Source organism: Acidovorax sp. sic0104 (genome assembly GCF_019219095.1).
GTDB lineage: Bacteria > Pseudomonadota > Gammaproteobacteria > Burkholderiales > Burkholderiaceae_C > Acidovorax.
The window spans coordinates 19,998-39,317 of the sequence record NZ_JAHUWH010000009.1 but is presented as its reverse complement, the minus strand read 5'-3'; the positions used below and the strand labels follow the sequence as shown (position 1 = coordinate 39,317).

General features: G+C 68.5%; 20 protein-coding genes. 12 read left to right on the top strand and 8 right to left on the bottom strand.

The features are described 5' to 3' along the window. Window positions 1-109: 109 nt before the first annotated feature. Together KW835_RS15415 and KW835_RS15410 are read right to left on the bottom strand one after the other, a co-directional pair. A complete protein-coding gene (locus KW835_RS15415; protein ID WP_218383865.1) occupies window positions 110-1,147 on the bottom strand; it encodes a tripartite tricarboxylate transporter substrate binding protein in 1,038 nt (345 codons plus the stop codon). 124 nt (window positions 1,148-1,271) lie between these two features. Next, window positions 1,272-3,245 (bottom strand): acyl-CoA synthetase, encoded by a 1,974-nt coding sequence (locus KW835_RS15410; protein WP_255593568.1) that lies wholly within the window; start codon window positions 3,243-3,245, stop codon window positions 1,272-1,274. 256 nt (window positions 3,246-3,501) lie between these two features. On the opposite strand from KW835_RS15410, the gene pssA reads away from it, so the two are divergent. After that, window positions 3,502-4,128, top strand: a complete 627-nt coding sequence (gene pssA / locus KW835_RS15405; RefSeq protein WP_056163067.1) for a CDP-diacylglycerol--serine O-phosphatidyltransferase — start codon at window positions 3,502-3,504, stop codon at window positions 4,126-4,128. Between the two features lie 371 nt (window positions 4,129-4,499). Here pssA and KW835_RS15400 read toward each other — a convergent pair whose 3' ends face one another. After that, window positions 4,500-5,423 (bottom strand): DMT family transporter, encoded by a 924-nt coding sequence (locus KW835_RS15400; RefSeq protein WP_218383861.1) that lies wholly within the window; start codon window positions 5,421-5,423, stop codon window positions 4,500-4,502. Window positions 5,424-5,619: 196 nt separating this feature from the next. Here KW835_RS15400 and KW835_RS15395 point away from each other — a divergent pair, with 196 nt between their 5' ends. From KW835_RS15395 to yccS, 7 genes are all read left to right on the top strand, one after another. Next, window positions 5,620-6,378 (top strand): hypothetical protein, encoded by a 759-nt coding sequence (locus KW835_RS15395; RefSeq protein ID WP_255593567.1) that lies wholly within the window; start codon window positions 5,620-5,622, stop codon window positions 6,376-6,378. 156 nt (window positions 6,379-6,534) lie between these two features. Continuing rightward, a complete protein-coding gene (locus tag KW835_RS15390) occupies window positions 6,535-6,852 on the top strand; it encodes a proteophosphoglycan ppg4 (RefSeq protein ID WP_218383857.1) in 318 nt (105 codons plus the stop codon). A gap of 215 nt (window positions 6,853-7,067) precedes the next feature. Then, window positions 7,068-7,871 (top strand): septum site-determining protein MinC, encoded by an 804-nt coding sequence (gene minC / locus KW835_RS15385; RefSeq protein ID WP_218383856.1) that lies wholly within the window; start codon window positions 7,068-7,070, stop codon window positions 7,869-7,871. A gap of 4 nt (window positions 7,872-7,875) precedes the next feature. Continuing rightward, complete coding sequence (gene minD / locus KW835_RS15380) at window positions 7,876-8,694, top strand: septum site-determining protein MinD (protein ID WP_218383855.1); 819 nt, start codon at window positions 7,876-7,878, stop codon at window positions 8,692-8,694. Window positions 8,695-8,697: 3 nt separating this feature from the next. Continuing rightward, window positions 8,698-8,964 (top strand): cell division topological specificity factor MinE, encoded by a 267-nt coding sequence (gene minE / locus KW835_RS15375; RefSeq protein ID WP_056163087.1) that lies wholly within the window; start codon window positions 8,698-8,700, stop codon window positions 8,962-8,964. 152 nt (window positions 8,965-9,116) lie between these two features. Beyond that, entirely contained in the window at window positions 9,117-9,509 is a 393-nt protein-coding gene (locus KW835_RS15370) for a VOC family protein (protein ID WP_218383854.1), read from the top strand. Between the two features lie 77 nt (window positions 9,510-9,586). Continuing rightward, complete coding sequence (gene yccS, locus KW835_RS15365) at window positions 9,587-11,869, top strand: YccS family putative transporter (RefSeq protein WP_218383852.1); 2,283 nt, start codon at window positions 9,587-9,589, stop codon at window positions 11,867-11,869. A gap of 47 nt (window positions 11,870-11,916) precedes the next feature. Here yccS and KW835_RS15360 read toward each other — a convergent pair whose 3' ends face one another. After that, on the bottom strand, window positions 11,917-12,492 hold the full coding sequence (locus KW835_RS15360) for an MOSC domain-containing protein (protein ID WP_218383850.1): 576 nt from the start codon (window positions 12,490-12,492) through the stop codon (window positions 11,917-11,919). 57 nt (window positions 12,493-12,549) lie between these two features. Beyond that, entirely contained in the window at window positions 12,550-13,071 is a 522-nt protein-coding gene (locus KW835_RS15355; protein ID WP_339385568.1) for a flavin reductase family protein, read from the bottom strand. Between the two features lie 220 nt (window positions 13,072-13,291). On the opposite strand from KW835_RS15355, the gene KW835_RS15350 reads away from it, so the two are divergent. Beyond that, window positions 13,292-14,080, top strand: coding sequence for an alpha/beta fold hydrolase (locus tag KW835_RS15350; protein WP_218383847.1), 789 nt, complete (start codon window positions 13,292-13,294; stop codon window positions 14,078-14,080). A 73-nt stretch (window positions 14,081-14,153) separates the two neighbouring features. Then, window positions 14,154-14,927 carry a YdcF family protein gene (locus KW835_RS15345; RefSeq protein ID WP_218383845.1) on the top strand — a complete coding sequence of 258 codons (774 nt, stop codon included), beginning with the start codon at window positions 14,154-14,156 and terminating at the stop codon, window positions 14,925-14,927. A gap of 162 nt (window positions 14,928-15,089) precedes the next feature. Here the strand turns inward: KW835_RS15345 and KW835_RS15340 are convergent, their stop codons facing one another. The 3 genes from KW835_RS15340 to KW835_RS15330 are packed head-to-tail and all read right to left on the bottom strand — an operon-like array spanning window position 15,090 to window position 17,380. After that, a complete protein-coding gene (locus KW835_RS15340; protein WP_218383843.1) occupies window positions 15,090-15,416 on the bottom strand; it encodes a hypothetical protein in 327 nt (108 codons plus the stop codon). Window positions 15,417-15,427: 11 nt separating this feature from the next. Then, a complete protein-coding gene (locus KW835_RS15335) occupies window positions 15,428-15,988 on the bottom strand; it encodes a flavodoxin family protein (RefSeq protein ID WP_218383841.1) in 561 nt (186 codons plus the stop codon). Window positions 15,989-16,042: 54 nt separating this feature from the next. Beyond that, window positions 16,043-17,380 (bottom strand): D-amino acid dehydrogenase, encoded by a 1,338-nt coding sequence (locus KW835_RS15330; RefSeq protein WP_218383839.1) that lies wholly within the window; start codon window positions 17,378-17,380, stop codon window positions 16,043-16,045. Window positions 17,381-17,559: 179 nt separating this feature from the next. On the opposite strand from KW835_RS15330, the gene KW835_RS15325 reads away from it, so the two are divergent. Both KW835_RS15325 and KW835_RS15320 read left to right on the top strand, forming a co-directional pair. Then, window positions 17,560-18,471: a LysR family transcriptional regulator ArgP gene (locus tag KW835_RS15325; protein ID WP_218383837.1), complete on the top strand. Its 912-nt coding sequence runs from the start codon at window positions 17,560-17,562 to the stop codon at window positions 18,469-18,471. Between the two features lie 139 nt (window positions 18,472-18,610). After that, window positions 18,611-19,234, top strand: a complete 624-nt coding sequence (locus KW835_RS15320; protein WP_218383836.1) for a TetR/AcrR family transcriptional regulator — start codon at window positions 18,611-18,613, stop codon at window positions 19,232-19,234. Window positions 19,235-19,320: the final 86 nt, after the last annotated feature.

Sequence of the window (19,320 nt, the reverse complement as noted above, 5' to 3'; positions counted from 1 at the left end):
TTTTGTGCAAGAGTTGGCGCGGCGCCATGCCAGTGCCGCCGCGCAAGGGCCGCCCCGCCGCGCTGGCGGCGTCCCCCTTCAGGGGGAAGGCGCGCAGCGCCTCAGGGGGTCAGTCAAGTCTTGCGCCGGATGCCTTGATCAGCCGCTCCCACACCGGCCGCTCCTTGGCAATCGCGGCGGAGAACAGCGCGGGCGAGCTGTTCTGCACATCAAAGCCCATGGCCGCGATGCGCTGGGCCACATCGGGCAGCTGCGTGGCCTTGCGCACCTCGTCGGCGATGCGCTCCAGGATGGCGGGGGGCGTGCCGGCCGGTGCGCCAAACGCCAGCCAGCCCGCCACGCGGTAAGCCTCGTCGTTCAGGCCCTGCTCGGCCAGCGTGGGCACGTTGGGCAGGGTGCCCATGCGGCGTTCGCCGCTCACGCCGATGGCCTTGAGCTTTCCGGCCTCCAGGTGGGGCTTGACCTGCAGCGCGCTGGCGAACGCGATCTGGATCTGCCCGCCCAGCAGGTCCTGCACCATGGGCGCCTCGCCGCGGTAGGCCACGTGGCTCATGTCGGCGTTCTGCGACTGGCTCATGTACGCGCCGGCCAGATGCGGGTAGGCGCCCGTGCCGTACGAGCCGTAGGCCACCTTGCCCTTGTTCGCCACCACGTATTTCAGCAGCTCGGGGCCCGTGGCCACGGGCACGCTGGGGTGGGCCACCAGCACCAGCGGCGCGATCGCGATCTGGTAGATGGGCGCGATGTCCCGCTCGGGGCTGTAAGGCAGCTTGGTGTACAGGAACTGGTTGGTGAGCATCGAATTGCTCAGGCCCAGCAGCAGCGTGTAGCCGTCGGGCGCGGCCTTGGCCACCGCGTCGGTGCCGATGATGCCGGCCGCGCCGGGCTTGTTGTCGATGACCATGGGCTGGCCCAGGCCCACGGCCATCTTCTCGGCCAGCACGCGCGCCAGCACGTCGGTGGCGCCGCCCGCGGCAAAGGGCACGACCACCTTGATGGGCTTGCTCGGGTACGGCGCGGCCTGCGCGAACGCGGCCGTGCCGCTGCCGGCGGACAGGGCCAGCGCCGCGGCGCCCAGCCAGGCGCGGCGGTTCATCGCGTGGATGTTCTTCGTTGTCGTCGTCGTCTTCGGGGCCGGTGTGGTCATGCGGTGTCTCCTGGAATGGTTATGGACGGAAAAGCAGCAAAGCAGAACGCAGCGAAAACAGGCAGATCAAGAAAGAAAGATAGATAGAAAGAACGGGTGGGCGAAGCCCGGCGGGTCGGCCGGATCAGGCCTTGGCCTGCACCACCTGCACCGTGGTGCGCACAGGCAGGGGCGCGAGCACAGCGTCCAGACGTGCCTTGAGGGCCTCTGCCGCGCCGGGGCTGCCTTCGCTGGCGACCACCACGCGCACGGCGTTGTCCCCGTCGGGCCACACATCGCGCGCTCCTTCGGCGCCCAGCTCCGCGCAGGCCGCATCCACCAGGGCCGCCACCGTGTGGCAGGCCGCGCGCAGGCGCAGCTCGGGCTTGAAGATCTTGCCGACGTTGGTCACCGGCATGGTGTCCAGCACCTGCACCCAGCGCGGGCGGGCCACGGCCTCGTCCACGCGCCCGGCGGTGAAGGCGAGCAGCTCGGCCTCGGTCGCCTCGGCGCCCGGCACCAGCGTGGCGTAGGCCACGGGCAGTTCGCCCGCATAGGCGTCGGGCGCGCCCACGGCGGCGCACAGCTGCACGGCGGGGTGCGCGCCCAGGGCGTCCTCGATCACCTTGGGGTCGATGTTGTGGCCGCTGCGGATGATGAGGTCCTTGGAGCGGCCGCTCAGGTGCAGCCGCCCTTCGCCATCCACAAAGCCCAGGTCGCCCGTGGCCAGCCAGCCGTCGTGCGTGAAGGCGCGGGCCGTGTCGGCCGCATCGAGAAAGCCCGAGAACAGGTTGGGCGACTTGAACAGCACCATGCCGGGCTCGCCGGGCGGCATGTCCTGGTCCGACGCATTGCCGTGCGCATCGAGCGCCACGATGCGCAGCTGCGTGTACGGAAGCCGCCAACCCACGCAGCCTGCGGGGGCATCCACGCCCGGCGGCGTGATGGTGGAGATGCCCGCCATCTCCGTCATGCCCAGGCTTTCGTGCACATGCAGGCCGAACAGCCGCTCGAAGCGCGCCGCCAGTTCGGGCGCCAGGATGGCCGCGCCCGTGCGGCAGTAGCGCAGCGAGCGGATGTCGGCGCCATCCAGCGGCACGTTGGCCAGCGCCGCCAGCACCGTGGGCACGGCCGAGAGGTAGGTGCAGCGGTAGCGCTCGGCCAGGCGCCAGTAGTTGGCGATGACCTCGCGATTGCGGAACAGGCCGGTGGTGGGGATGATGGTCTCCACCCCCGCCGACAGCGCGGCCAGGGAGCCCGGCAGGACGCCCGCCACATGGAACAGCGGGTAGCCGTTGATGCCCACGTCGCCCGGCGTGATGCCCTGCATCTGCACGCTGCCCCAGGCGGTGAACACCTGCGCGCCGTGGCTGTGGCGCGCCAGCTTGGGTGCACCCGTGGTGCCTCCGGTGTGAAAGTACGCGGCGATGTCGGTGGCCGCAATGCGCCGCCCGCTCACCAGGTGGTCTGCAGGATGCGCGGTGCGGGCCGCGATGTCCACCACGCCCTGGGGCAGCGCAGGGGCTGCGTTCTGTACCTCATCATGCGGCGCCACGCGCAGCACGGTGGTCAGCGTCGGCACCTGGCCGCGCAGGCGCAGGGCCTTGGCCCACAGGCCCGCATCGCCTTCGGTGGCCTCGTCGCCCCACGCGATCAGCACCTTGGCACGCGCCAGGGTCATCATGGCGGCGATCTTCTCGTCGGTGAGCATGGGGTTGAGCGGCTGCACAATGCCCGCCGCCTCGCCACCCCACAGGGCCAGGTGGTATTCCAGGCAGCCGGGCAGCAGCACGGCCACCGCGTCGCCCGGCCCCACGCCCAGCGAGTGCAGCAGATTGGCGGTCTGGTGGATGCCCGCCAGAAGGTCGTTGAACGACCAGCGCAATGGCGCGTCGAGCGGGTTGGCGGTGGGCAGAAAGGTCAGCGCGGTCTTGTCGCCGAACGCGTGGGCCGCATTGCGGAAAATTTCGTAGGTGCTTTGCACCGGCAGCGCTTCGGCCAGGGGCCGGGCTTCCAGGCGCTCGACGTCGGCCAGGCTGCGGATGCTCGCCACCCGGGCGAAAGGCGGGTTCAGGGACGGTGCGGATACGAGGGACGGGGCAGCGGAGGTGGAGGTCATGGGGTCGGCGGTGGACGGATCAGGCATTGTTGGGCCGGCGGGCCGTCCTGACAATCTCGGGGCGTCCCCCGGGGGACCTTCGGGGCATTCCCAGGGGGACCCATGCCGCGCCATGCACCTGCGGCAGGGTCTGCCCTCTGCCGGGCGGGCGTTGTGCCTACAGAAAACGCCGCGCACAGCCGCTCATAATGCGGCGTCCTGAGAACGCTGCAAGCACCGCGTTCTTGCCCGCCATGGCGCGACCGGAGACCTCGACATGAACACACCTCAACATCCCAAGCGTTTCTCGATGATCCGCGAATTCCACCTGGCCGACTGGTTCACCCTGGGCAACGCTGTCTGTGGCGTGGGCGCGCTGTTCTCGTCCATGACGTACCTGGAGACCGGCGACGTCGTCCACGTGTACTTCGCCGCCGCGCTGGTGCTGGCCGCGCTCATCTTCGACGTGCTGGACGGCCGCATCGCACGCTGGCGCCAGAAGAGCTCGGCCATGGGCCGCGAGCTCGATTCTCTGGCCGACGTGATCTCGTTCGGCGTGGCGCCCGCCATCATCGCGTATGCCTGCGGCATGCAGGGTTTGTTCGACCGCATCGTGCTGGCGTACTTCGTGGCCTGCGGCGTGTCGCGCCTGGCGCGCTACAACGTCACGGCCGAGACGCTGTCCGAAGGCACGGGCAAGGTGAAGTACTTTGAAGGCACACCGATCCCCACCTCCATCGTGCTGGTCGCCCTGATGGCCCTGGCCGCATGGCTGGGCGCGGTGCGCGAGAACCTGTGGTTCGGCAAGATGCTGATCGGCGGCTTCACGCTGCACCCGCTGGTGCTGATCTTCGCGGTGTCGGGCTCGCTGATGATCAGCCGCATCCGCATCCCCAAACTCTGACGTGAGGCCTGCTCGCCAAAGACACGTGCAACGGGCCGGCCCGGCCCCCAAGGCCCATGCGCCCAGCGTTCGGTGGGCCATCGCGCTGGCGTGCGTGGCGGTGGTGGCCGCCAGCACCGGGAGCCTGAAAATTACTTCGGGCCGAGGCCGCACATTGGCCGTGCTGAGTGGTGGCCCACTGTTGCTCATGCTGGGCGCCCTGGCTTGTGGTGTTCTCGCTTTGGCATCGAGGGCAGTGCAAAACATGCTTCAGGATGCCAACGCGAGGGAGTACGAGTCCTTCCGGTGGCTTGTTTTGTGGCTGGGTGTTGCTTTCGCGGTATCTTCACTAGCAGCCCACCTGTACCTGGGTCTTCGGGGCTAGACCAGCATCAGGTGGTATTGGGCTTGCGGTTGACCAGCACGATGCCCGCGGCCACCAGCACCAGTGCCACCACCAGCCCCGGCGTCACGGGTTCACCCAGCCACAGCGCGCCGAACAGCAGCGCGAACACGGGTGTCAGGAACACGAACACCGAGATCTTGGTCGCCGGGTAGTGCGCCAGCATCCACATCCAGGCCAGGTAGCTGGCAAACGCCCCCACCAGCGCCTGCGCCAGCAGCGACCCCCAGGCAAAGGCGCTGAACTGCCAGACCCAGGGCTCCCCCAGCACCAGCGAGATCACCGGCAGCACCGCCGTGCTCACACCCACCTGGTAGAGCAGCTGTTTGGCAGGTGGCACGGCGGCCAGGGGCGTGGTGCGGATGACCACCGTGGTCAGGGCCCACATCAGGCCCGCGGCCAAACCCAGCAGGTCGCCCAGCCAGGCGCGGGGCAAGGCCGCGTTGGCGGGGCCCATCAGCCCATCGCCCAATGCCAGCCCGACGCCGATGAACGCCGCCGCCAGGCCCAGCCATTGCCAGCCCTGCAGGCGCTCGCCAGGAATGAAGCGCGGCAGCAGCAGCGCCACCCAGAAGGGCGATGCGTACAGGAACACCGTCAGCCGCGAGGCGCTGGTGTACTGCAGGCCCAGGTAGATGCACGCAAACTCCCCCGCGAACAGCGCGCCGGCCAGCAGCCCCGCGCGCGCCGCCCCGGCGGGCTCGGCCGCCGCGGACAGGCGCACGCCGCGCCACAAGCACCAGGCCACCACCGCCAGGGTGGCCAGCGCAAAGCGCACAAAGGCCTGGAACACGGGCGCCACCTCGGCCACGGTGGCTTTGACCAGCACCTGCTGAAAGCCCCAGAACATGCAGCAGGCCAGCAGGATGGCAATGGCCAGAGAGTCGATGTGTGTTTTGCGGGTGGAGGGCATCGGGCGATTATGGAAGGGGCTGCGCAAGGGCCGTGACGCGCCCGTGCCAGCGTGCATCCTCGTGCCGCAGGTCATCATGACCGCAGTGCTCGTCCTACACGCGCTGCGGCATTGGCGCACGCCCCGAGGAGGACGGGTGTGGATATGGTGAAGGTCCACGGTGGTGCCCTGCCACCGCCCAATGTTTGCGTCGCCCATGCCACCCTGTCGTACCGCCCTTCGAACCCTGCAACAAGGCCTGCTGCTCGGCGGGGCCGTGCTGGCGCTGGCGTGGGGGCCGGCGCAAGGGCAGCCGTCCGCGCCGCCTGCACCCCCCGGCCCGGCACCGCGCACGTTTGCGCTGCAGCAGCCGACTCAGGCACCGCCGAGCCTCGCGCATTTCGGCCGCGAAACCGCCTCGGCCGACGCACGGCGCATCGCCCGCTGGGCGTTCCATTCGGGCGACCATCGCCAGCTTGCCGTGGTCGTGGTCGACAAGAAAGACGCGAAGGTCTATGTCTTCAGCCCTGACGGCCAGCTGCAGGGTGCGACGCCCGCGCTCATGGGGTCAGCCATCGGCGACCACACGGTGCCCGGCATCGGCGACAAGCCCATCGCCCAGGTGCTGCCGGCCGAGCGCACCACGCCGGCAGGCCGTTTCGTGGCCGAGCCCGGCACCAACGTCAGCGGTGAAGACGTGGTGTGGGTGGACTACGACGCGGCGGTGTCCATGCACCGCGTGCGTGCCAACGTGAAGTCCGAGCGGCGGCTCGAACGGCTGGCGTCGAGCACGCCCAAGGACAACCGCATTTCCTACGGCTGCATCAATCTGCCGGTGGCTTTCTACGAGAAGGTGCTGAGCCCTGCGGTGCGCAGCACCGGCGCAGTGGTGTACGTGCTGCCCGAGACGCGACCGGCTGCCGACCTTTTTGGCGCGTACGAGGTGCCGGGCAGCGCAGCGCCCGCGCGCCGGTGAACGGGGGCGATGGACAGCGGGTGCTGCGTGCAGGCCCCTGTCCGACACAGGCTGCGGACCGGGGATGACGCTGCGCGCACCAGGACCTCTTAGCCTGAACGCAGCTGGCGACAGTGCTGGCCATTTCCATCATCCACAGATCCAAGGAGTCCCCTCATGTCCACATCCAAGAATTCGCTCAAGGCATTGCTCGCAGGTTTGGCCACCGTTGCCGTGGTGGGTACCGCCATCGCCCAAAGCAACCCGCCGGCCCCCGCCAGCCCCAACCCCGCCACGGGCGCCGGCCAGCAGAGCTCGCAGAACACGCCCATGGGCAGCACGGGCACCCAGGGCGCTACCGGTGGCACTGGCGCTGCAGGCGCGGGCATGAGCGGCTCTTCGGGCGCGACCATGGGTTCGGGCAACGCCGCCAGTTCGTCGGGCTCCGGCATGGCCCCGGCGCCTGCCCGCCCAGCACGCGCTGACCGCAACTGAGCACGCTCTGTCCGCCACTGCACAAAGCCGGGCTTGCCCGGCTTTTTTCGTCCTCGTGGCGCAGGCGGTGGCCGCCGGCCGGTGGCCTGCAGGATGATCGTCTTGAGCGGGCCAGTGCGTGCCGCCAACCCCTTGCGGCAGGGCTGGCATGGCCCCACGGTACACTTTGCGCCTTCCCCAACAGGTTCCCGCGCCCCTTTCCACGACGTCCATTCATGGCCCTTACGACGGCGGCCCAGTCCCGCACCAGCTTTGATCTCAAAAGCGCCTCGCTGCCCGTGGTGGCCGTGGTGCTCAAGACCACCGACGCCGCGCAGTTCGCGGCCGACCTGGCCGACCGCGTGGCCGACGCACCGGGCTTCTTCGACCATGACCCGGTGCTGATCGATCTGGCTGCCGTCAAGGACGCCGAGGACCCCATCGATTTCGCCGCGCTTGTCGCCACCTTGCGCAGCCACAGCACGCTGCCCGTGGCCGTGCGCGGCGGCAGCGCCGCCCAGATGGAGTCTGCACGCGCCGCCGGCCTGGCCGCCGCGCCCGATGCCGCCCCGGTGCGCGCCGAGCCCGCTGCGGTGGCCGGCCCCGAAGTGCGCGAGGTGATCCGCGAGGTCGAGGTGGTGCGCGAGGTGCAGGTCGAAGTGCCTGTGGCGGGCCCCGGTACCGTGGTCATCGACAAGCCCCTGCGCTCGGGCCAGCAGGTGTATGCCCGCGGCGCAGACCTGGTGGTGATGGCCGTGGTGAGCTTTGGCGCCGAGGTCATTGCCGACGGCAACATCCACGTCTACGCACCGCTGCGTGGCCGCGCCATCGCCGGAGCGCGGGGCAACACCGAAGCCCGCATCTTTTCCACCTGCATGGAGCCGCAGCTGGTGTCCATCGCAGGCATCTACCGCACCACAGAGACCGCGCTGCCCGACGAGGTCGCCGGCCGTCCCGCCCAGGTGCGCCTGGAAGGCGAAAAGCTCCTCATCGAGCCGCTGCGAAACCCTGTACGTATCAACCCCAGAGAGACTCAATAAACCCATGGCCAAAATCGTCGTCGTGACTTCCGGCAAGGGTGGTGTGGGCAAGACCACCACCAGTGCCAGCTTTGCATCCGGCCTCGCCCTGCGCGGCCACAAGACCGCCGTGATCGACTTTGACGTCGGCCTGCGCAACCTGGACCTGATCATGGGCTGCGAGCGCCGCGTGGTGTATGACCTCATCAACGTGATCCAGGGCGAGGCCAACCTGAACCAGGCGCTCATCAAGGACAAGCAGTGCGACAACCTGTTCGTGCTGGCCGCCAGCCAGACGCGCGACAAGGATGCGCTGACCCAAGATGGTGTCGAGAAGGTGCTCAAGGACCTGGCCGCGATGGACTTCGAGTACATCATCTGCGATTCGCCCGCCGGCATCGAGAGCGGCGCGCTCATGGCCATGCACTTCGCCGACGAGGCGCTGCTGGTGACCAACCCCGAGGTGTCCTCGGTGCGCGACTCCGACCGCATCCTGGGCATGCTGGGCAGCAAGACCCAACGTGCCATCGACGGCGGCGAACCCATCAAGGAGCACCTGCTCATCACCCGGTACAACCCGAGCCGCGTCGAAGACGGCCAGATGCTGAGCCTGGAAGACATCCAGGACATCCTGCGCATCAAGCTCATCGGCGTGATCCCGGAGTCCGAAGTGGTGCTGCAGTCGTCCAACCAGGGCACGCCGGCCATCCACGCGCAGGGCACCGATGTGTCCGAGGCCTACAAGGACGTGATTGACCGCTTCCTGGGCGCCACCGACAAGCCGCTGCGCTTCATCGAGGCTGAAAAGCCCGGCTTCTTCAAACGCCTGTTCGGGAGCAAATAAGCCATGGCTTCTTTCCTGTCCTTTCTGCTCGGCGAAAAGAAGAAGACGGCCAGCGTCGCCAAGGAGCGCCTGCAGATCATCCTCGCGCATGAGCGCAACGGCCGCAATGCCTCCGAGCCGGACTACCTGCCCGCGCTGCAGCGCGAGCTGGTGGCCGTGATCTCCAAGTACGTGAAGATCAACCCCGAAGACCTCAAGGTGCACCTGGAACGCCAGGACAACCTGGAAGTGCTGGAAGTCAAGATCGAGCTGCCGGATACGGTGAGGTAAACACCCCCTGGGTCCCTTCGCGCCTTCCCCCAGCGCACTCAAGGAAAACGCCATATCCACGGCTGGGAGGCCCTTGCGCGGGGCGCTGGCTTTGGTCGCGCCGGTTGCATGGATTGCGCGCGAGGCCATCAATTTCGGAAAGGTCTCGACGCATGCTGTCCCATGTGTTCATCGGCGTGAACGATTTCGAGCGCGCCATGGCGTTCTACAGCCCGGTGCTGGAGCGCCTGGGCCTGGCGCTGCGTTTTGCCGAGCCTGAACGGCCCTGGGCCGGCTGGCAGACGCCGGGAGTGGCGCGCCCGTTGTTCCTCATTGGCCGGCCTTTCGACGAACAGCCTGCCCAACCCGGCAACGGTGCCATGAACGCGCTGCTGGCCGCCGACCGGGCCGCAGTGGACGCAGTCCACGCGCTGGCGCTGCGCCATGGCGGCACCTGCGACGGGCCGCCGGGCCTGCGTCCTCAATACCACGCGAACTATTACGGGGCGTATTTCCGTGACCCGGACGGCAACAAGCTGTGCGTGTGTTGCCACGGGGCGGGCTGAACGCGTCGCCTTCGCCCGCAGGGCCATGGCCGGGATATTGCTTAACATCAGGGTAATCCCTGATATGAGGCATTCCCTTGGACGAATCCTGGAAACTCAGCTGGCAGCGCGCCCGCAACCATGAAGGTGTCACGCGCGGTGCGCGCGCGTTCTGTGCCTTGGCGGCGGTGCTGGCCTGGGGCTGGTGGGCCGATTGGCAGGCCGAGCTGATGCCGGTGCTGCTGGGCGTGATCGCCAGCGCCCTCACCGAAACCGATGACAGCTGGCGGGGGCGGTTGCGCGCACAGCTGCTGGCGCTGGGCTGTTTCGGCCTGATGGCGCTGGCCGTGTGGGCCACGGTGTCGTGGCCGTGGGCGCTGCTGGGCGCAATGGTGCTGTCGGCCTGGGCGCTCACGCTGCTGGGGGCGCTCAGCGAACGCTACCGCGCCATCGCTTTCGGTTCGCTCATCCTGTTCATCTATGCGGCGCTGGCAGCCCATGCGAGCCGCGCGGCGGCAGAGCACGCCACGCCTCTGATGCTGGCCGGGGCCGCGTGGTACGGTGCGGTGTCGGTGGGCTGGAGCCTGGCCATGCCCCGCGCGCCGGTGCGTTTCAGGATGGCCAAGCTCTACGCGGTGCTGGGCGAGTACCTGCGCCTGAAGGCGCTGCTGCTCGAGCCCGTGCGCGACGTCGACCTGGAGCGCAGCCGCATGGCGCTGGCCCTGCACAACGGCCGGGTGGTCGATGCGCTCAACGCTGCCAAGGAGAGCCTCATGAGCCGCATGGGACGCGGCACGCCGCCCCCGTGGCTGCAGACCGCCATGCACCAGTATCTGGCCGCTCAGGACGTGCACGAACGCGTGAGTTCTTCGCATGAGCACTACGACCTACTGGCCCAGGCGTTCTTTCACAGCGACGTGCTGTACCGCTGCCAGCGCGTGCTCACGCTGCTGGGCGAGCAGGCGCTCAAGCTGTCGGTGGCGATACAGGAGCAATCGCGGCCGCAGCACTGGGGCGCGACCGGCCGCGCCATCGAAGACATGCAGGCAGCCATTGCCCACCAGGACGGCGCGGGTGCTGCAGGCACTTGCGATGGAGCTGGCGACTCTCGCGATACCGCGCCGCCCGCCATGCTTCGCCCTTTGCGTTCATTGCATGCACTCGGACACAACCTCACGGCGATGGCCGGGGTGTTCGCGGGTGCGCTTGAACTGCCGACTGCTTCCCAGGACGACGGCGCCGTGGACCACACTCTGTTGGACCGCGAGCCCCGCAGTCTGGGTGATGCCTGGTCGCGGCTGCGTGCGCAGCTCAGTGCCCGTTCTGCGTGGCTGCGGCACAGCGTGCGCCTGAGCTTGTCTCTGGCCGTCGGATTTGCGGTGATGCAGGCCACGGCCGACCCGCACGGCTACTGGATCCTGCTGACCATCGTGTTCGTGAGCCAGCCGCAGTACGCGGCCACCCAGACCCGGCTGCTGCAGCGCGCCAAGGGCACCGCCATGGGTCTGGCGCTGGGCTGGGCCGCAATACAGCTCTTTCCCGGCGCGCTGGTCCAGGCGGCCTTGCTGGTGTTTGCGGGCGCCGTGTTCTTCGGCGCCCGCCACACCCGTTACACGCTGGCCACCGCAGCGGTCACCATGCTGCTGTTGCTGAGCTTCCAGCAGATGGGCAACGCGCAGGGCGTGATTGCCGCCCGCCTGCTCGATACGGCCGTGGGCTGCCTGATCGCGGCCGCTGCCTCATGGCTGGTGTGGCCCCACTGGCAGTCGCGCCAGTGGCCGCAATTGGCGGCACAGGTGCTGCAGACCCAGGCGCTGTACCTGCGCGCCATCCTGGCGCAGTACGCCAGCGGCAAGCGCGACCACCTTGCCTACCGCCTGGCCCGGCGCAATGCCCACAACGCGGACGCAGCGCTGTCCAACTCGTACAGCGCCATGCTCAAGGAGCCGCGCGGGGTGCGCGGCAATGTGCAGGTGATGGCCAGCTTCCTGCGCCTGTCGCACACGCAGCTCAACTACCTGTCGGCACTGGGGGCCCAGCGGGGCGCGCAAGGCGTGCAGCCGGTGGATGACGCCGCGCAGGCCATGGCGGGTTCGCTGCTGGCGTCACTTCAGGAGCTGGCGCAGGAGCTTGAGCGTGCGCAGCAGCAACAACAACAGCGGGGCATGCGGCGGCGCCGCGCGGCCGTGGCCGTGGCCGCCCCGGCGGTCCAGCAGGTGCTGCGCGAGTTCGGCGGTGCGCCGCAGCCGCAGCTTGCACATGCATCGTCCCATAGCCTGATGGCGGCGCAACTGCTGCTGGTGGGCAAGGTGTTCCCGCAGTTGCAGGCGCAGGCGCGCAAGCTGGTCGAGCCTGAAGCGCAGCCGCTGGGGCAGGGCTGATTGCTCACGCGCGCAGGGCGCTGGCGGCCCGCCGGCCAGAGCACCCCTCAGCGGAGGTGCTTGGCGAACTTGGCCGCGAACGCCTGCGCAATGCTCAGTCCGCGCTGCCCGGGCACCAGCGTGGCGACCTGGCCGGCGGCGAGCGTGCCGGGCCGGTCCACCGCCAGGTAGTACCCGCAGCAGCCGGCGATCGCCATGGCGCGCCCGGCCTGGGCGAAACCCATCACGGCATTGAACTTGTGGCAGGGCTCGCGGGGTGACGTCACGCGCAGCACGCAGTCGGGGAAATGCAGTTCGTCTCCCACGAATATCTCGTGCTCCAGCGGGCCGTCCACAGTGAGGTTCTCGCCCACGAAACCCGGCGGCAGCGCTTCATCGAACAGGCTCACGCCGTGTTCGCGGCGCCTGGCTTGCCAAAAGGCGTAGTGCGCGGCGGGGTAGGCGTAGACGGCTTTCTGCAGGCCACCGTGGATGCTCAGGTCCACCTGCTCGTCGCCCTGAAGGCCCAGGCGCCCCACGGGCACGACTTGGTTCACGTGCACCTTGCCGATGCCGGTGAGCAGCGAGCGTTCGCCCACGCGCAAGCGCCGCGCGGAGCCGATGTTGATGCTGCGGATGTGCATATGAGGGAAAACGGGGCGGGATGGGCCGCGGCAGAGGGTGCGCCGCAGCGTGCGGCGCTACAGCGGGTGCTCCGTGTAGAACCGCCCGCCGTGGTAGAGCAGCGGCGGCACGCCGGCGCGGTGGCTGCAGCGCTCGACCTCGCCCACGAAGATCACGTGGTCGCCTTCTTCGTAGCGGCTGCGGTTGAAGCACTCGAAGGTCGCTGCGGCGCCCGCGAGCACCGGTGCGTGGCTGATGCCAGGGCTGTGCTCCACGCCGCTCCAGCGGTCCACGCCGCGTGCGGCAAAGCGCTCGGCCAGTGCCTTCTGGTCGGCGGCCAGGACGTTGATGGCGTAGTGCGACCCATTGGCGAAGGCGGGCAGGGAAGCCGCGGCGCGCGACAGGCTCCAGAGCACCAGCGGCGGGTCCAGCGAGACGGAGTTGAACGAACTCGCGGTCAGCCCCACCAGCGCCCCGTCGTCATTGCGCGCAGTGACGATGGTGACGCCCGTGGCGAACATGCCCAGCGCATCGCGGAATTCGCGGGTGGAAAAGCTGGGCGGGCGGGCGAGGGCGGGGCGGGGCAAGGGCAGGTTCACAACAGCAGGAGCGCGGGCTGCGCGCAAGGGTGCGAGGGCGGGAGCAGGCATTATGAAACGCTCCCCGTAACCGTGTCGTCGCGAGGGCCTCGCTGGCGCAGGCAGGGGGCAGCGGGGCCTGCCGGGGCCGAGTGCCGATAATCGGGGGAACTCCGCCATCGGCGCGGCATCTTCCTGGCGCCCTTGGCTGCTGCCTTCTTCCTGTCTGGACCCCGACCGCATGGCTGTTCTCCCCACCTTTACCACCCTGGGCTCAGGGCCTACCGTGCTGATGCTGCACGACGCCGATGGCGACCATCTGACCTTCGCTCCGCAGGTGGAGAGGCTGGCTACCGCCGGCTACCGCGCCGTGGCCTGGGACATGCCCGGGTATGGACGCAGCGCGCCGATCGAGCCCTATACCTTCAAGGGCCTGGCGGAAAGCTGCCTGTCGCTCATCGAGGTACTGCAATGCGGGCCGGTGTCGCTCGTAGGGCACGGCATGGGCGCCATGGTGGCCCTGGAGGCTGCGGTGCGCAAGCCGGCGATGGTGCGGCGCCTGGTGCTGTGCGCCGGCGGGCCCGCCCTGGACGCTCAGTCGCAGGAGGACTGGGTGGCGCCGCGCCTGCGTGCACTCAAATCCCTGGAGTCGGGCGCCGGCATGGAGCAGCTGGCGCAAACCCTGGTGCCTCAGTTCATCGGCACAGGTGCCGTGCCAGAGGGTGTGCGCCTGGCCACCCACGCGCTTTCGCAGGTCTACCCGGGGGCCTATCGGCGTGCGCTGGAGGCGCTGGCCACGTTCGACCGGGGCGCTGCCGCGCTGAAGCAACTGCATCTGCCCACCTTGCTGGTGGGCGGTGGCAATGACCGCTGCATCCCGCCCGAGGCATTGCAGGCGCTGGCCCATGTGCTGCCCGACGCCATGCACCTGAGCCTGCCGCATGTGGGCCATTGGCCGCAGCTCGAAGATCCGGAGGGTTTCGACGGCGCGCTGCTGGATTTCCTGGTGCGCCCGCGCGTGCTGCATTGACCCGCGCCCACTGACCTCCCCGCCCCTGCCGCGTGCAAGGGGTTGCGCGGGCATGATCGCTGCCTCCCTATCTATGTGGTTCCTTCTCAAGAAAATCCTGTCTGCCGTGCTGATGCCGCCCGTGCTCAGCATCCTGCTGGCGTTCGTGGGTCTGTGGATTGCACGCCGCCACCGCCGCGCCGGCCTGTTGATCGCGGTGCTGTCGCTGCTGTCCGTGCTGGTGCTGTCCTGGCCGCCGGTGTCGGCAGCCCTGGTGCGCAGCCTGGAGCGGCATCCGCCTGTCGCGCTGGAGGATCTGGCGCGCGCCCAGGCCATCGTGGTGTTGGGCGGCGGTGCCGATGCCACCGCGCCGGACAGCGGCAGCGATGTGCTCGGCCGCGGAGCGCGCGAGCGCCTGCGCTACGCCGTGGCGCTTCAGCAGCAGACCGGGCTGCCCTTGCTCGCAACGGGCGGGTCGTTCGGCGGGACGCGGGCCGAGGCGCTGGTCATGAAGGACGTGGCGGAGCATGAGTTGCGCGGCCGGGTGCGCTGGACCGAGGTGCATTCGCTCGACACGCAAGGCAATGCGGCCAATTCCGCGCCCGTGCTCAAGGCGGCGGGCATCGAGCGTGTGGCGCTGGTGACCCACGGCTGGCACATGGAGCGCGCGGCCGACCTGTTCCGGCGCCAGGGGCTGGAGGTGATTCCTGCGCCGATGGGCTTCAGCTACCTGTCGCCGCATCGGCTTCAGCGCGTGCTGCCGCGCGCATCGGCCCTGGCGGACAGCAGCCTGGCTCTGCACGAATGGCTGGGCATCCTGGCCCAGCGGGGCGGTGCGTGGGTGCGCCGGGTGGCCGGTTCTGCCTAGGGATCCTCTGCACGAATCGAGTTGCCCAGGGTGCGCTGCGGATCGGGAGGGGCTGCAAGGCGCAAAACGCAGCAATGGCCGCAGCTATTGCGAGTATTGGCAACGCGGCAGACCACCCGAGTCCGCAGATGCACACGGCGCTATGATTTCTGCAGACGATCTCTAGGGCGCGGACGGGAGGCGCCAGCCCCGGGCCAGCAGTTGCTGCTGCAACGTTGCGAGTGCATTGGCAGCGCCTGCATGCTCCTCCAGTTCGACGTGGATGCTGTTCTGCGGCTGATCGGGCTCCCACAGATCGCCACGCACGCGGCACGTGGCCTGCCCCAGGCCGGCGCCGCAGTGCGCCTGCCAGTAGAAGTCGTAGCTCTGGTTAGCGCCGTGCCGTTCGACAAAACGGAGGCCGCGCGCGCCCAGCGCGTCGAACACCCGCTGCGCCGCAGGCTGAAGGGCCAGCCCTGACGGCGGGAGCATCAGCAGCGTGAGAGCCACCAAAGCCTCGCTCAGGCCGCGGCCAGGAACGTGGCGGCTGCGGCCACGGCCTGTGCGTCCGACGGCACCGCGCCCGGGGGGCCGCCCTTGCCCCAGAGCGCGCCGCCCCAGGTCATCGCGAGGAACTTCGCACACAGCTCGACGGAGTCGATCATGGGCTGTGCCTTGGCCCGGTCGCCGCTGGTGGTGATGAGCGCGAGGGTCTTGGCGCCCATGGGCTCCTTGAACGCCAGGCCCGGCACGCGCATCCAGGCGCTCCAGTGGTCCAGATAGGTCTTGAGCGGGGACGGGATGCTGTACCAGTACACCGGGGCCACGAAGACGATGTGCGTGGCCGCGAGCGTGGCATCCAGCAAGGTCTTCATGTCGCCCTCGGGCGGCGCATAGGTGCCAGAGGTGTGGCGTTGGTCCACGAAGGGCGGCAGGTTCATGCGGGCCAGGTGGTGCCAGGTTTGCGCGGTGCCTTCTGGCAGCGCAGCCGCCGCCTGGCGGGCCAGCCATTCGGTGTTGCCGGTGTGGCCTGGCTCGCGGGTGGAGGTGGTGAGAAAGAGGTAGTGGGGTGCTGAAGACATGGCGGGCATCGTAGCGAAAGCCGCCCCCCTTTGCTGCCTGCCGGGACGCCAGGCTCAGGCGGTGACCACTGCGCGGGGTGCGCGCACGGCCTCGGTGCCCAGGAATCCGAAGTTCATCGCGGGCTGTTCGCCACTGAGGAGTTCCGCCAGCGCCTTGCCCGAGCCGGCACCGTGCGTCCAGCCGAGCGTGCCGTGTCCGGCGTTGACCCAGAGCTTGCCCACGCGGGTGCGGCCGATGAACGGGATGTTGGTGGGTGTGGCGGGGCGCAGGCCCGTCCAGTACTGCGGGTTGCCGCCTTCCTCGGGCGTACGGGTGTCGCACACGCCGGGCAGGATGGTCTCGATGCGGCGCGACAGCATGTGGCAGCGCGCGCGCGCCAGGGTGCTGTCGAGCGACAGGTCCCAGCCGTTGAGTTCGATGGTGCCCGCCACGCGCAGGTGGTTGCCCAGCCGGCTCATGGCGATCTTCTTGCCGTCGTCGATGGTCGAGACCATGGGCGCGCCTTCGGGCCTGAGCAGGGGGAAGGTGGCGCTGTAGCCCTTGCCGGGGTAGATGGGCAGGTCCACGCCCACCGTGCGCAGCAGCGGGGCACTGTACGAGCCGCAGGCCACCACCACCGCATCGCCCTTGAGGAGGAAGTCTTTTTTGCCGCCACCGCTTGTCTGGCGTGCCATGACAGCTACGGAATCAATAGCATCGCCGATCTTGTTGAGGCGCAGCACGTCGTGGCCGTACAGGAACTGTGCGCCGCGCTCCAGGCAGCGGCGGGCCAGCTCCTGCGTGAACACGCGGGCATCGCCGCTCTCGTCGGTGCTGGTGTAGGTGCCGCCGGTGATCCTGTCTCCGTAGGCCCTGAAAGCGGGCTCGATCCGCAGCAGCTCCTCGCGGCTGACGAGGCGGCGCTGCACGCCGTGCCGGCGCATGAGCTCCACGGCGTGGCCTGCGGCGTCAAACGACTTCTGGTCGGTGTAGAAGTGGGCAATGCCGCGCTCCAGGCGGTTGTATTCGATGCCCGTGGCATTCACCACATCCTTGAGCGCGGCGTGGCTGTAAGCGCCCAGGGCCACGATCTGCTGCACATTGCGCTCGAACGCCGCGTCGTTGCACTGCGCCAGGAACTGCAGGCCCCAGCGCCATTGCTGCCAGTCCATGTGCGGGCGAAACAGCAGCGGTGCCTCGTTGTCGAACATCCACTTGAGCGCCTTGAGCGGGGCTTCGCGGTTGGCCCAGGGTTCGCAGTAGCTCACCGAGATCTGGGCGGCGTTGGCAAAACTGGTCTCCAGCGCGGCATCGGGCTGGCGGTCGACCACGATGACCTCGTGGCCCCGTTCGAGCAGGTGCCAGGCGGTGCTGATGCCGATGATGCCGGCGCCCAGAATGATGGTTTTCATAAGAGAACGTGTTGTGTGCTTTGACGTGCCCGGCTGTCCTGTGGGTTGGCCCTGTAGGCAGGCGCATCCAGTGTGATCCACATTGCGTTCTACTAAAAGCAAAATTAAACTTACTCCAAAAACATCAGCAGACCTAATAAAACGTCCGCGCTGCACCCCTGTTCATACGCCGTCACATCATGAGCACCTACGACCCCGCTGCCCTGGAATGCCTTGCTGCCATCGTCGAAGAGGGCGGCTTCGAGCGCGCGGCCCAGCGCCTGAATGTCACGCAGTCCGCCGTCTCCCAGCGCCTGCGCGCGCTGGAGGCGCAGGTGGGCTCGGTGCTCATCGTGCGCAGCCGGCCGCTGCGGCCGACGTCGGCGGGGCAGCTTCTGCTCAAGCACACCAAGCAGCTGCGCCTCTTGCGCGCCGACCTGGAGCGCGACCTGCACGAGCTGGCTCCGAGTGCGCCGGGCGGCACGCGCGAGGACGAGCGCATCTCCATCGCCATCAACGCCGACAGCATTGCCACCTGGGCCATGGGGGCGCTGCACGACCTGGTCTGCCAGCGCCTGCCGCTCGAAATCATCGTGGACGACCAGGACTTCACGCAGGAGTGGCTGCGCTCGGGCCAGGTGCTGGGCTGCGTCACGACGCTCAAGCAGGCGCTGCGTGGGTGCAAGATGGTGCCGCTGGGCGCCATGCCCTATGTGGCGGTGGCCTCGGCCCGCTATGCCCAGCAGCATCTGCCCCAAGGACTCACGCCCCACAACTTTCGCGACGTGTCGTTCCTGTCCTTCAACCGCAAGGACGACATGGCTGCAGAGTTCGTGGCAAGGGCGTATGGCCTGAAGCGGGTAGCGCTCAACCATCTCTTCGTACCGGGTTCCGAGGCGCAATTGCGTGCCGTCGCCGCCGGGTGGGCCGTCGGTGTGATCCCCGAGCTGCTGGCGCGTCCCGCCATCGCCGATGGAAGCCTGGTGAACGTGTCGCCCGGTCGATCATTGCCGATCCAGCTCTACTGGCACTGCTGGAACCTGGAATCGGAATTGCTTGACGCATTGACGGCCGCACTGACCGGCGCCGCGGCGCATTCCCTGGTGCCCTGACGGGCGGCGGGCGGATGCCGACAAGCCCATACCCTGGTGCAAGAGCACCGGCCACCGGTGCTTTGCCCGCGCACAATCACCGTGAACGATGTAGTTGCATTGCAACTTGGTCATTTATTTTTCTACCACGATGTATAAAATGGACGCCATGCAAACGCAGCCCACCAAACCGTCCTTCAAGGAGCAGATGCACCAGGCGCGCGAGGAAGCCATCCTGCGATCGACCTGTCAGCTGCTTGGCGAGAAGGCCTTCGACGCCATGACCATGGACGACGTGGCCAACGCCGTGGGCATTGCCAAGGCCAGCCTGTACAAGCATTTCTGCAGCAAGGAAGAGCTGTGCAGCGCCGCCATGGTGCAGATCCTGGGGCGGGTGAGGACCTACCTGGCCAGCCTGCCGGTGGAAATGCCGCCTGTGGAGAAGCTGCAGGCTCTGGTGCGCTGGTCGCTGGAGCGACTGCTGACGAACGAAATGCCGCTGCTGCCCAGCCGCAACTCCACCCTGCGCGCGGTGCTGATGGCCAACAAGGACTATCTGGACGGCTTGGTCACCGTGAGCGACCAGATCGGCGAATGGATCACCGTGGCCCAATCGCAAGGGTTGATCAACCCCGGCCTGCCGCCGCTGGTGGTGCTCTACACGTTGTATGCGCGGGCCTGTGACCCGGTGGTGAGCTTTCTCAAGGAAGGCGGCCAATACTCGGACGCCGAGATCATTGACCTGGTGGTGCGCACCTGCTTCGAGGGTCTTGCGGCTCGCTAGCGCCTGATTCCCATGGGCCCGCCCGCAAGAAAGCCCGGCATGCCGGGCTTTCTTGCTGTGGGTGCTGGCCCAGCGAGCGGGCCGCA

What these genes read in the sequence shown, in the direction of transcription:
- KW835_RS15410 (WP_255593568.1), bottom strand. Translation starts at nt 3,245, where the DNA reads ATGACCTCCACCTCCGCTGCCCCGTCCCTCGTATCCGCACCGTCCCTG.
- KW835_RS15345 (WP_218383845.1), top strand. Translation starts at nt 14,154, where the DNA reads ATGTGGTTCCTTCTCAAGAAAATCCTGTCTGCCGTGCTGATGCCGCCC.
- KW835_RS15415 (WP_218383865.1), bottom strand. Translation starts at nt 1,147, where the DNA reads ATGACCACACCGGCCCCGAAGACGACGACGACAACGAAGAACATCCAC.
- KW835_RS15390 (WP_218383857.1), top strand. Translation starts at nt 6,535, where the DNA reads ATGTCCACATCCAAGAATTCGCTCAAGGCATTGCTCGCAGGTTTGGCC.
- KW835_RS15395 (WP_255593567.1), top strand. Translation starts at nt 5,620, where the DNA reads ATGCCACCCTGTCGTACCGCCCTTCGAACCCTGCAACAAGGCCTGCTG.
- KW835_RS15335 (WP_218383841.1), bottom strand. Translation starts at nt 15,988, where the DNA reads ATGTCTTCAGCACCCCACTACCTCTTTCTCACCACCTCCACCCGCGAG.
- minC (WP_218383856.1), top strand. Translation starts at nt 7,068, where the DNA reads ATGGCCCTTACGACGGCGGCCCAGTCCCGCACCAGCTTTGATCTCAAA.
- minE (WP_056163087.1), top strand. Translation starts at nt 8,698, where the DNA reads ATGGCTTCTTTCCTGTCCTTTCTGCTCGGCGAAAAGAAGAAGACGGCC.
- KW835_RS15325 (WP_218383837.1), top strand. Translation starts at nt 17,560, where the DNA reads ATGAGCACCTACGACCCCGCTGCCCTGGAATGCCTTGCTGCCATCGTC.
- KW835_RS15330 (WP_218383839.1), bottom strand. Translation starts at nt 17,380, where the DNA reads ATGAAAACCATCATTCTGGGCGCCGGCATCATCGGCATCAGCACCGCC.
- minD (WP_218383855.1), top strand. Translation starts at nt 7,876, where the DNA reads ATGGCCAAAATCGTCGTCGTGACTTCCGGCAAGGGTGGTGTGGGCAAG.
- KW835_RS15350 (WP_218383847.1), top strand. Translation starts at nt 13,292, where the DNA reads ATGGCTGTTCTCCCCACCTTTACCACCCTGGGCTCAGGGCCTACCGTG.
- KW835_RS15360 (WP_218383850.1), bottom strand. Translation starts at nt 12,492, where the DNA reads ATGCACATCCGCAGCATCAACATCGGCTCCGCGCGGCGCTTGCGCGTG.
- KW835_RS15400 (WP_218383861.1), bottom strand. Translation starts at nt 5,423, where the DNA reads ATGCCCTCCACCCGCAAAACACACATCGACTCTCTGGCCATTGCCATC.
- KW835_RS15370 (WP_218383854.1), top strand. Translation starts at nt 9,117, where the DNA reads ATGCTGTCCCATGTGTTCATCGGCGTGAACGATTTCGAGCGCGCCATG.
- KW835_RS15320 (WP_218383836.1), top strand. Translation starts at nt 18,611, where the DNA reads ATGGACGCCATGCAAACGCAGCCCACCAAACCGTCCTTCAAGGAGCAG.
- pssA (WP_056163067.1), top strand. Translation starts at nt 3,502, where the DNA reads ATGAACACACCTCAACATCCCAAGCGTTTCTCGATGATCCGCGAATTC.